Origin of the sequence: Geomonas sp. (genome assembly GCF_035254065.1) — a bacterium.
Taxonomy (GTDB): Bacteria; Desulfobacterota; Desulfuromonadia; order Geobacterales; family Geobacteraceae; genus Geomonas.
Genome location: NZ_DATFBA010000303.1, coordinates 1 through 10,211, shown reverse-complemented (window position 1 = coordinate 10,211; position 10,211 = coordinate 1). Strand labels below are relative to the sequence as shown.

12 protein-coding genes are annotated in these 10,211 nt (G+C 64.2%); 11 read left to right on the top strand and 1 reads right to left on the bottom strand.

The features are described from left to right. Positions 1 to 506: 506 nt before the first annotated feature. Genes VJ604_RS13975 through VJ604_RS13945 form a run of 7 tightly spaced genes read left to right on the top strand, consistent with a single transcriptional unit; the run spans position 507 to position 6,379 of the window. Positions 507 to 1,382 carry a branched-chain amino acid ABC transporter permease gene (locus VJ604_RS13975; RefSeq protein WP_324083470.1) on the top strand — a complete coding sequence of 292 codons (876 nt, stop codon included), beginning with the start codon at positions 507 to 509 and terminating at the stop codon, positions 1,380 to 1,382. Between the two features lie 5 nt (positions 1,383 to 1,387). Beyond that, on the top strand, positions 1,388 to 2,317 hold the full coding sequence (locus VJ604_RS13970) for a branched-chain amino acid ABC transporter permease (RefSeq protein WP_324083468.1): 930 nt from the start codon (positions 1,388 to 1,390) through the stop codon (positions 2,315 to 2,317). Between the two features lie 40 nt (positions 2,318 to 2,357). Further along, positions 2,358 to 3,137 (top strand): ABC transporter ATP-binding protein, encoded by a 780-nt coding sequence (locus VJ604_RS13965; protein WP_324083466.1) that lies wholly within the window; start codon positions 2,358 to 2,360, stop codon positions 3,135 to 3,137. A gap of 27 nt (positions 3,138 to 3,164) precedes the next feature. Further along, positions 3,165 to 3,869, top strand: coding sequence for an ABC transporter ATP-binding protein (locus tag VJ604_RS13960; RefSeq protein WP_324083463.1), 705 nt, complete (start codon positions 3,165 to 3,167; stop codon positions 3,867 to 3,869). A gap of 1 nt (position 3,870) precedes the next feature. Next, on the top strand, positions 3,871 to 4,812 hold the full coding sequence (locus tag VJ604_RS13955) for a DMT family transporter (protein ID WP_324083461.1): 942 nt from the start codon (positions 3,871 to 3,873) through the stop codon (positions 4,810 to 4,812). Further along, the gene (locus tag VJ604_RS13950) at positions 4,809 to 5,414 is read left to right on the top strand and encodes a MarC family protein (RefSeq protein WP_324083459.1); all 606 of its coding nucleotides are present in this window, start codon (positions 4,809 to 4,811) and stop codon (positions 5,412 to 5,414) included. Before VJ604_RS13955 ends, VJ604_RS13950 begins: the two co-directional genes overlap by 4 nt. After that, positions 5,414 to 6,379: a DMT family transporter gene (locus tag VJ604_RS13945; protein ID WP_324083456.1), complete on the top strand. Its 966-nt coding sequence runs from the start codon at positions 5,414 to 5,416 to the stop codon at positions 6,377 to 6,379. The genes VJ604_RS13950 and VJ604_RS13945 overlap by 1 nt, the downstream gene beginning before the upstream one ends. 35 nt (positions 6,380 to 6,414) lie before the next feature. Here the strand turns inward: VJ604_RS13945 and VJ604_RS13940 are convergent, their stop codons facing one another. Next, positions 6,415 to 7,854, bottom strand: coding sequence for an aminotransferase-like domain-containing protein (locus VJ604_RS13940; RefSeq protein WP_324083455.1), 1,440 nt, complete (start codon positions 7,852 to 7,854; stop codon positions 6,415 to 6,417). 192 nt (positions 7,855 to 8,046) lie between these two features. Here VJ604_RS13940 and VJ604_RS13935 point away from each other — a divergent pair, with 192 nt between their 5' ends. From VJ604_RS13935 to VJ604_RS13920, 4 genes are all read left to right on the top strand, one after another. Next, entirely contained in the window at positions 8,047 to 8,319 is a 273-nt protein-coding gene (locus VJ604_RS13935) for a DUF2917 domain-containing protein (RefSeq protein WP_324083453.1), read from the top strand. A 38-nt stretch (positions 8,320 to 8,357) separates the two neighbouring features. Next, positions 8,358 to 8,846: a YbaK/EbsC family protein gene (locus tag VJ604_RS13930; RefSeq protein ID WP_324083450.1), complete on the top strand. Its 489-nt coding sequence runs from the start codon at positions 8,358 to 8,360 to the stop codon at positions 8,844 to 8,846. Next, on the top strand, positions 8,843 to 9,778 hold the full coding sequence (rarD, locus tag VJ604_RS13925) for an EamA family transporter RarD (protein ID WP_324083448.1): 936 nt from the start codon (positions 8,843 to 8,845) through the stop codon (positions 9,776 to 9,778). Before VJ604_RS13930 ends, rarD begins: the two co-directional genes overlap by 4 nt. After that, the coding region (locus VJ604_RS13920; protein ID WP_324083446.1) for an AzlC family ABC transporter permease at positions 9,775 to 10,211 on the top strand (437 nt) is incomplete at its 3' end. The genes rarD and VJ604_RS13920, both read left to right, overlap by 4 nt.

Genomic DNA, 10,211 nt, shown 5'->3' with positions numbered 1-10,211 from the left:
ACCCACCACATGGGTTTCGCGCGCGAACTGGCCGACCGGGTGATGTTCATGGAAAGGGGCGACCTCATCGCCGCAGGCACCCCGCAGGAGTTCTTCGACACCCAGGGGGGCAACGAGCGGATCAAGAGCTTCCTGAGCCGGATCATCTGATCGGGGAAGGGTTACAGCTGGCGTGTGGAAAACCCCGCCAACTGTAACCTGCCGGAATAACGGGTGTCTGGTGGCAAGGGCGCCCGCGGTGGCCGGTCAAATGGTCCTGCCGTAGCTAACCCTGCGGAACTCGGATGTAATGAGGTCAATATAATATTTGGTACGACCAAATATTTGTCTTGCCCCCCGGCGGCCAATCATGATAGAAATCCACGGTTTGCGAAAATAGGGTATACAGTACCGAATCCCGCCCTCGACCCTCGCAAAGAGAGAAAAAGCTCCAGGCGAAAGCCGCCCGGGGTGACCATAGGATGGATTGCCGGCCCCGCCGGACCAATCCAAGCAAAGGACCGTCCATGTTCTTACAGCAACTCATCAACGGTGTAGCGCTCGGGAGCACCTACGCCCTGATCGCCCTCGGCTACACCATGGTGTACGGCATCATCACCCTGATCAACTTCGCCCACGGCGAGATCTTCATGGCCGGTGCCTTCGTGGGGCTGCTCCTCATCACCTACTTCAAGCTCAACATCTTCGTGGCCATGGCGCTCTCCATGACCTTCTGCATGCTGCTCGGGGTGGTGATCGAACTGATCGCCTACCGCAGGCTGCGCAAATCGTCCCGGCTTTCCGCGCTGATCTCGGCCATCGGGGTCTCCATCTTCCTCTCTTCGCTCGCGCTCATGCTGTTCGGCGCCGACGCCAAGGCCTTCCCCGACACCGCCTTCCCGCTGCGCCAGATCCACATCGGAAACGCCGACATCTCCACCCTGCAGCTCTCCATCATCGGCATCTCCGCGGCGCTCATGCTGGCGCTGGAGTTCATCGTGCAGAAGACCAAGATCGGCAAGGCGATGCGGGCCACCTCCGAGGACTACACCGCCGCAGCACTGATGGGGATCAACGTGAACCGGGTGATCTCCTTCACCTTCGCGCTCGGCTCGGCCCTGGCCGCCGCCGGCGGCATGCTGGTGGGGCTCCTCTTCAACGCGGTGACCTTCAACATGGGGCTGATGGCCGGCCTCAAGGCCTTCGCCGCCGCGGTGCTCGGCGGGATCGGCTCCATCCCGGGCGCCATGCTGGGCGGGGTGCTGCTCGGGGTGACCGAGGTGTTCGGGGTCGCCATCGGCTACTCCTCCTACCGCGATGCCATCGCCTTCGCCATCCTGGTGCTGGTGCTCCTGCTGAAGCCAACCGGCCTGCTCGGCCAAAAAATCCAGAAAAAGGTTTAAAGCATATGGCTCATTTTCTCCAGAGCATCGTGGGGGCCATCGACCCCTATACCTTGCAGATCATCGTCAACATCGGCATCGCCATCCCGCTCGCTCTCGGCCTGAACGTGATCACCGGGCTCACCGGGCAGCTCTCCCTGGGACACGCGGCTTTCATGAGCATCGGGGCCTTCACCGGCGCCATCCTCACCAACCGGCTGGGGCTCCCCTTCGAGCTGACCCTGATCGCCTCCGGGCTGGTAACTGCCTTCATAGGGGCGGCCATCGGCTTCCCGATCCTCAGGCTCACCGGCGACTACCTGGCCATCTGCACGCTGGGCTTCGCCGAGATCGTCAAGGTCGTCTTCCTGAACCTGGAGATCACCAACAAGGCGCTCGGCCTGCAGGTGGTGCCGGCCAAGACCCCGATCCCCATGCCGATCTACGTCTGGCTGGTGGCGATCCTCTCCATCGTCTTTGTGACCTGGCTGAAGTCGTCCCGCCTGGGACGCGCCTTCAAGGCCATCCGCGAGGACGAGATCGCCGCCGAGGCGATGGGGATCAACCTGGCCCGCTACAAGGTGCAGTCCTTCGCCATCGGCACCTTCCTGGCCGGCATCGGCGGCTGCCTCTACGCCCACTTCCTGAACTACATCAACCCCTCCGACTTCGGCTTCCTGAAGTCGGTGGACATCCTGAGCATGGTGGTGCTCGGTGGCCTGGGGAGCATCCCCGGCACCGTGTTCGGCTCCGCCGTCCTCTCCGCCGCACCCGAGTTTCTCCGGTTCATGTCGCAGTACCGCATGCTGGTGTACGGCGCGCTCCTGGTCTGCCTGATGGTGTTCCGTCCCAACGGGCTCCTGGGCGGGGTCAACTTCACCGGTCTTCTGATGAAGGCGCTGGGGCGCAAGGCGAGCGAGACCCTCACCCCGGACATGAAGCGGCGCGAGCTGTAAGGGCCCCCGCGGCCGAACCTAATCGAACAGGAATTTCCGCATGGCTAGCATACTGAACCTCAACAAGGTAACCATCCGCTTCGGCGGCCTCGTGGCGGTCGACAAGGTCGATCTCGCCGTGGAGGAGGGGAGCATCCAGGCCCTGATCGGCCCCAACGGCGCCGGCAAGAGCACCCTCTTCAACCTGATCACCGGCATCTACACCCCGACCGAGGGTGAGATCAGCTTCGGCGGCGGCCTGATCAGCGGCAAGTCCACCCACCAGATCGCCGCCCTCGGCATCGGCCGCACCTTCCAGAACATCCGCCTTTTCAACGAGCTGTCGGTCCTGGAGAACGTGCTGATCGGCGCCCATACCCAGGGAAGCTGGGGCCTTCTGGGCGCCATCCTGGCACCGACCCGCCTGGTCCAGAAGCAGGAGGTCGAACTGGTCCGGCTCGCCATGCAGTGCCTGGAGCACGTGGACCTGGTGGCCAAGGCCGGTGAACTCGCCAGCAACCTCTCCTACGGACAGCAGCGCCGCCTGGAGATCGCCCGCGCCCTGGCCCTCAAACCCCGCATCATCCTCTTGGACGAGCCGGCGGCCGGGATGAACCCCTTCGAGAAGCAGGCCCTCATGGAGATCGTGCAGAAGATCAGGGCGACCGGCATCACCGTCTTCCTGGTGGAGCACGACATGAAGTTCGTGATGGGGATCTCCGACCGGATCACGGTGCTCGATTACGGCGTGAAGATCGCCGACGGCCGCCCGGAAGAGGTGCGCGCGAACCCGAAGGTCATCGAGGCCTACCTCGGCAAGGCCGCGGCGGCAGGCCACTAACAACACCACCTGTTAAAGGATTTCGAAATGCTTGTCGTTGAACAACTTTCGGTAAATTACAAGGCGATCAAGGCCCTGCGGGATGTAGACTGCAAGGTGAAGCAGGGCGAGATCGTCGCCCTGATCGGCGCCAACGGCGCCGGCAAGACCACCATCCTCAACACCATCTCCGGCATCGTCCCCGCCGCCTCCGGCACCGTCACCTTCGAGGGGAAGAACATCACCCAGGTTCCCGCCCATGAGATCGTGAAGATGGGGATCTGCCAGGTCCCGGAAGGCCGCCGCGTCTTCTCCAAGATGAGCGTGCTGGAAAACCTGGAGATGGGTGCCTACTCCAAGAGCGACAAGAAGATGATGCAGGACGGCATCGAGCGTGCCTTCCAGCTCTTCCCGCGCCTGGCCGAGCGGCGCAAGCAGCTGGCCAAGACGCTGTCGGGCGGCGAGCAGCAGATGCTCGCCATGGGGCGCGCGCTGATGACCAACCCGCGTCTGCTCCTTCTGGACGAGCCCTCCATGGGACTTGCCCCCATGCTGGTGGAGAAGATCTTCGAGGTGGTCATCGAGATCAACAAGAGCGGCACCACCGTGATGCTGGTGGAGCAGAACGCCCACATGGCACTCTCCATCGCCAACCGCGCCTACGTCCTGGAGACCGGCGAGGTGGTCCTGCAGGGCGACGCGAAGGAACTCGCGGCCAACCCCGAGGTGCGCAAGGCATACCTGGGAGAGTAGGGTGACCCGAGGTTCCGACAACCGACCGTTCATGAACCCCTACCTGGCAGTCCTGGTAGGGGTTTTTGCCGTTTCCTTCTCCGCACTCTTCGTGCGCCTGTGCAGCGCGCCGCCGCTCATCATCGCCAGCTACCGGCTGCTCTTCACCTTCCTGCTGATGGCGCCTGCCGCCCTGCCCGGCCGCTTCGCCTCCCTGCGCGAGATGAACTCCCGCCAGCTGCTGATGTCCGCCGGCAGCGGGGTTTTTCTCGCCCTGCACTTCGTCACCTGGTTCACCTCGCTCAAGTACACCTCCATCGCCAGTTCGGTGGTCATCGTCACCACCCAGCCGGTCTTCGTGGTGCTCGGCTCCTGGCTCTTCTTCAAGGAGAAGGTCCCCCGCATGGCGGTGGTCGGCGGGCTGTTGGCGCTCTCCGGCAGCTTCGTGATCGGGGCGGGAGATTTCAAGACCGGCATGACCGCCTTCTACGGCGACCTGCTGGCGCTGGCTGCCGCCGTTTTCGTCTCCGGCTACATCCTGATCGGCAGGCGGCTGCGGGGGAGCGTGCAGCTCTCCGGCTACACGGTGGTCACCTACGGCGCGAGTTCCCTGGTGCTGGTCGCGGCCGCCCTGGCGGCAAGGGTTCCCTTCTATCCCTACCCGACCACCGACTGGCTCCTCTTCCTCGGTCTGGCCGCGGTCTGCACCGTGCTCGGTCACACAACCTTCAACTGGGTGCTTCGCTACGTGAAGGCCTCGGTCGTGTCGGTCAGCATCCTCGGCGAGCCGCTGGGGGCCATCGTCTGGGCCTCCATCTTCCTGCACGAGTATCCGACCCTCCGGCAGCTTGCCGGAGGCTCCCTCATCTTCACCGGCCTCTTCATCTTCACCCGCGTCTCCGCCCGCTACGATAAGGCCGAGGCGGCGGTACAATCCTCGTCAGCCCTGACCGATCCCTCATGAACCTCTATCTCAACTTCTTCATCAGCGTCTGGATCAAGTTCTTCTTCCTGCTCACCCCCTTCTTCGTCCTCTCGGTCTTTCTCTCCATGACGCAGGAACTGGGGGGCGAGGGGAGGCGCAAGCTCGCCGTGCGGGTGACCTTCGCCGTCCTTTTGGCCTGCTTCGTCCTCTATTTCTTCGGCAACCATCTCTTCTCGCTGTTCGGCATCACCCTGGACGCCTTCCGGATCGGTGCCGGGGTGCTGCTCTTCCTTTCCGCCGTGCAGATGGTGCAGGGGGAGGGGATGGCGCCCGGTGAGCGGCAGGACGACATCTCCGTGGTTCCCCTGGCGATACCGATCACGGTGGGACCGGCCACCACCGGTGCCCTGATGGTCATGGGAGCTGACCTGCAGGAGAACTGGCAGATAGCTGCCGGTTGCGGCGCCCTTGCGGCAGCCGTTATCTGCATCGGGGCCATCCTGTTCTGCGCCTCGGGGATCGAGCACGTCATCGGCAGGAAGGGGATCACCATCCTGAGCAAGCTGACCGGCCTCATGCTGGCCGCCATCGCCGCCCAGCTGGTCTTCACCGGCATCAAGGGCTTCCTGCACATCGTGTGATGCTCAATCTCATCGTAATCGGCATCCTGTCCGCCTTCTTCTTCAGCAGCACCTTCGTGCTGAACCGCGCCATGAGCCTGGCCGGAGGGAGCTGGGTGTGGACCGCCAGCCTGCGCTACCTCTACACCCTGCTGCTTTTGTCCGGCTGGCTGCTGGTCACCGGGCAGGCGCGCCAGCTGCGGGCGATCCTCGCCACCTTCCGCCGGCACTGGTGCTTCTGGAGCGTAGCGGGGAGCGTCGGCTTCGGCGCCTTCTATGCGCTTTTGACCTTTTCCTCCAGCTACGCCCCCGGCTGGGTGGTCGCCACCACCTGGCAGGCGACTATCCTGGCCAGCCCCGTGGTGCTCCTGATGTTCGGCCACAAGGTGCCGGCTAAAGGCGTCCTCTTCACCATCCTCATCTTCGCCGGCATTATCTCGGTCACCGTGGAACAGGCGGGCTCGGCTTCGGCCCGGGAGATCCTTCTGGGTGTTCTCCCGGTGATCGCCGCCGCCTTCGCCTACCCGATCGGCAACCAGCTGGTGTGGGAGGCGCGCCACGGCAACGGCCGCCTGATCCCCCGCATAGAGGACCCCGCCGTCGACAGCAGCGTGGGCCGTGTGCTCCTGATGGTGCTCGGCTCGCTTCCCTTCTGGATCGTTTTAGTAGCATTGTCGCAGCCTGCGGCGCCCAGCCGGGGGCAGTTGCTCAACACGCTCCTGGTGGCGCTTTTTTCCGGTGTGATCGCCACGGTCCTCTTCTACCGGGCACGGCACTCGGCCAGGACGCCGATGGAGATGGCGGCCGTCGATGCCACTCAGTCGACCGAGGTGCTCTTCTCGCTTCTGGGGGAGATTGTCTTCCTACACGGCAGGCTGCCGGGGATGGCGGGGTGGGGCGGGGTGGTGCTCTGCGTGGTGGGTCTCATACTCTACATCCGCTCGCAGACGTCGGAGTCAGCTGCTATTCTGCCAGATTCGAACTGACAGAATAGCCGTTCACACAGGGTTTGCCGGCCCGATCATCCATGCTCCATGGCCGCAGCCAGTTCGCCGAGCGTTTCGATTGCCCGCTCCACCCGCTCCGACCAGTAGCCGGCGTTGAGGCGGATGCAGTTCCTGTACTTCTGGGTGACCGTGAAGGCCGGGCCGGGCGCGATGGTGATGCCTGCCTTGAGAGCCTGCTCGTAGAGCACCAGCGAGTCGACGTAGGTGGGGAACTCCACCCAGAGGACGAAACCGCCGGCCGGGTTGGTGATCCTGGTCCCCTCCGGGAAGTAGCGCCCGACCGCCTGTGCCATCTCGGAGATCTGGCGGGCGTGGAGGCGCCGCAGGCTCCGCAAGTGATGATCGTAGCCGCCGTTGGCCAGGAACTCGGCGATGGCGAGCTGCGGCGGGGTGGCGTCGGCGATGGTGATGATCCCCTTCAGCCGCTCGATCTCCGCCTGGTAGCGTCCCGGCGCGATCCAGCCGACCCGGTAGCCGGGGGCGAGGGTCTTGGAGAAGGATGAGCAGAGCAGCACCATCCCCTTCTTGTCGTAGGACTTCGCCACCCGCGGGCGCTCGTGCGAGAAGCTCAGGTCCCCGTTCAGGTCGTCCTCGATGAGGGGGACGTTGTGGGCGGTCAAGAGCTCCACCAGCTCCTTCTTACTCTCGTCCGGCATCAGGCTCCCCAGCGGGTTGGAGAAGTTGGTGACCGCCAGGCAGGCGCTGATCCGGTTGTGCTCCAGCGCGTAGCGCAGGGCGTCGATGCTCATCCCTTCCCGCGGGTGGGTGGGGATCTCCAGCGCTTTCAGCCCGTACAGCTCCAGCGCCTGCAGGAAATTGTAGTAGGAGGGGGATTCGATGGCCACCGTGTCGCCGGGGCGGCAGACCGCGAGGAGCGCCAGGTTGACCGCCTCCATGCAGCCGCAGGTGGTGACGATCTCGTCCGGGGTCAGCGTGCAGCCGGTGGAGACCAGCCGCCGCGCCACCTGCACCCGCAGCTTCTCGCATCCCGGCGGGCTTTCGTAGGAGACGCTCTGCGTCCGGAAGCGGCGGGCCTCGGTGGAGAGCATCCGGTTCAGCCGGTCGACCGGGAGATGCTCCGGGTTGGGGATCGCCGCGCCCAGCGGCACCAGGGAAGTGTCCCGCATGTCGCGCATGATCATGTTGGAGAGTTCCTTGATGCTCACCTGGGTCGGTTTCGAGCGGGTGGTGGACATGGCCGGCTCGGCGGGGATGTTGCCGCGGCGCGCCAGTACGTAGTACCCCGACTGGGGGCGCGCCTCGATGAGGTGGCGGTCCTCCAATAGGCCGTAGGCCTCCATCACCGTGTTGATGCTCACCTTGAGCTGCCGGCTGAGGGCGCGCACCGAAGGGAGCCTGGAGCCGGGGACGAAGGTCCCCTCCTCGATCAGGTGGGCCACCTGGCCCGCGACCTCTTCATACAGCGGCGTTTTCGCATTGGCGTTGGTTTTCATGGGCCTCATCCTACCCCCGAGTCAAGCATCGGAACAGTAACAGTTGCGGCGATTATTTTGAGTTACAGTTTGGCATTTGTCAAACTGTTATGGTAACAATTGTGGTTTGATGTATCTGTTGCACTTGCTTCTCCTTGGGTATAGTTGTCACCATTGCAGTGACAGCCGCGCATTCTGCGCAAGGGGGAGAGCATGGAAATCAGACTCGAGGATCGTGAGGTGCTTGGGATTGACGGCAGGAACGGGTATTATGCCGTTCGATGTCTGGAAGGTTCGCTGTACGTGACCAGAACCGGCGACGCTCGTGACTACTGTCTGCGTCCAGGCCAGCAGGTGGAGATCGAAGCCAGCGACCACACGGTGGTGGAAGCGGTGGGAGCCGCCCGCCTCAAATGTGTCCCCGCACCCGCCGCCGCCCGTCACCCCGGGACCGCCGAAGCCTGGCACCTGGTCGGCTCGATGTAACTCCTATCGATTGAAATCTTGGCATTGCCGGAGGTTGGATGGAAGCACAACTCAGCAAAAGCGCGCAGAAGGTCCAGGACGCCCTGACCGCACTTGGCCTTTCCTGCCGCGTGGAAGAGCGTTCGGAAACCACCCGTAGCGCCGAGGATGCGGCCAGGGTGGTAGGCTGCGACGTCGGCCAGATCGTGAAGTCCCTTCTTTTCCGCGGCCAGACCAGCGGGGAAGCGCTCTTCGTCCTCACCAGCGGCCGCAACCGCGCCTGCGTGGAGAAGCTTGCCGAACTCGCCGGTGAGGCGATCGGCAAAGCCGATGCCGCCTTCGTGCGGGAAAAGACCGGCTTCGCCATCGGCGGCGTCGCTCCCCTCGGGCACCCCCAGAAACTCAACACCATCGTCGACGAGGACCTGATGCAGTACCCCGAGTTGTGGGCTGCGGGGGGGACGCCGGCCGCCCTGTTCAGGCTGACACCCCAGGAGCTGACCGTCATCACCGACGGCCGGATCGCGTCCATACGGGAGAGTGCATGACCAAGGTCGCACCACAGACCGATCCCGGCAGGGAGGCGAGGCTCGGAGTCATCTGCGGCCTCGCCGCGTACCTCGTCTGGGGATTCTTCCCCATCTTCTTCAAGCTGGTCGATCACGTCCCGCCGCTGGAGGTAGTGGCGCACCGCGTCGTCTGGTCGATGGTGTTCCTCTCCGTCCTGGCGACCGTCAAGGGGCGCTGGGGCGACATCCGCGCCGCCTTCCGCACCAAAAGGACGCTGGCTACCCTCTGCTGCACCACCGTTCTTATCGCCACCAACTGGCTGGTCTTCATCTATGCCATCGGCAAGGGGGAGGTGCTCCAGTCCAGCCTCGGCTACTTCATGACCCCGCTGGTGAACATCGTGCTCGGCTACGTCTTCCTGCACGAGCGGATGCAGCGCTGGCAGCTGGTAGGGGTGTTGCTGGCGGTGGTGGGGCTTGCCCTCTCAGCGATCAGGCTCGGCACCATCCCCTGGATTGCGCTGGTGCTGGCTGCCACCTTCGGGCTGTACGGGCTGCTCAGGAAGACGGTCCCGGTGGACTCCCTGGTGGGGCTCTCGGTGGAGACCTTTCTGGCCGGGCCCGCTGCCGCCATCTACCTCGTGCTGCTTGGTGTCGCCGGCCGGGGCACCTTCCTCGCCGGCTCGATGGGCGACAGCGCCGTCCTCTTCCTCTCCGGTGTGGTGACCGCCATCCCGCTGCTCATCTTCACTGCGGCCACCAAACGCCTGAGGCTGATGACCATCGGTTTCCTCCAGTACATCACGCCGAGCATTCACTTCCTGCTGGCCGTCTGCGTCTACCGCGAGGAGTTCACCGCATCTCACCTGATTACCTTCCTCTGCGTCTGGTGCGGGCTGGCCGTCTACTCCTGGTGCACCATCAGCCTGGCCCGGAAACTGCCGGTAGGAGTGGAGGCCGCCGCGGAATGAGTGATTCTGCCGAGGAGAGCTGTTACGTCGCCGTGGCGCCCGAGCGGTCCGCCCGCTTGAAGGATGGGCTGAAAGCCGCCTGGCCCATCTGCCTCGGCTTCATCCCGATCGGCCTCTCCTTTGGGGTCCTCGCGCAGAAGGCCGGGCTCGGGCCGGTGCACGTGTTCCTGATGTCGACTTTGGTGTTCGCCGGCAGTTCGCAGTTCATAGCGGTCGCCATGCTGCAAAGCGGCGTTGCTGCCGCAGCGATCATAGCCACCACTTTCGTGGTCAACCTGCGCCATCTGCTGATGAGCTCCGCCCTTTCCGTGCATTTTCCCGGCGTCAGCAGGCGCTTCCTCGCCCTCTTCGCCTACGGCGTTACCGACGAGAGCTTCGCCGTCAATACCACCTGCTTCCGTAAGGGGGGCTGGGACCGCTGGCGGGCACTTAC

Excerpts from the sequence above, each read along its gene's own strand:
- rarD (WP_324083448.1), top strand. The coding sequence starts at position 8,843 with ATGACCAAGGTCGCACCACAGACCGATCCCGGCAGGGAGGCGAGGCTC.
- VJ604_RS13965 (WP_324083466.1), top strand. The coding sequence starts at position 2,358 with ATGGCTAGCATACTGAACCTCAACAAGGTAACCATCCGCTTCGGCGGC.
- VJ604_RS13975 (WP_324083470.1), top strand. The coding sequence starts at position 507 with ATGTTCTTACAGCAACTCATCAACGGTGTAGCGCTCGGGAGCACCTAC.
- VJ604_RS13945 (WP_324083456.1), top strand. The coding sequence starts at position 5,414 with ATGCTCAATCTCATCGTAATCGGCATCCTGTCCGCCTTCTTCTTCAGC.
- VJ604_RS13935 (WP_324083453.1), top strand. The coding sequence starts at position 8,047 with ATGGAAATCAGACTCGAGGATCGTGAGGTGCTTGGGATTGACGGCAGG.
- VJ604_RS13970 (WP_324083468.1), top strand. The coding sequence starts at position 1,388 with ATGGCTCATTTTCTCCAGAGCATCGTGGGGGCCATCGACCCCTATACC.
- VJ604_RS13950 (WP_324083459.1), top strand. The coding sequence starts at position 4,809 with ATGAACCTCTATCTCAACTTCTTCATCAGCGTCTGGATCAAGTTCTTC.
- VJ604_RS13930 (WP_324083450.1), top strand. The coding sequence starts at position 8,358 with ATGGAAGCACAACTCAGCAAAAGCGCGCAGAAGGTCCAGGACGCCCTG.
- VJ604_RS13960 (WP_324083463.1), top strand. The coding sequence starts at position 3,165 with ATGCTTGTCGTTGAACAACTTTCGGTAAATTACAAGGCGATCAAGGCC.
- VJ604_RS13940 (WP_324083455.1), bottom strand. The coding sequence starts at position 7,854 with ATGAAAACCAACGCCAATGCGAAAACGCCGCTGTATGAAGAGGTCGCG.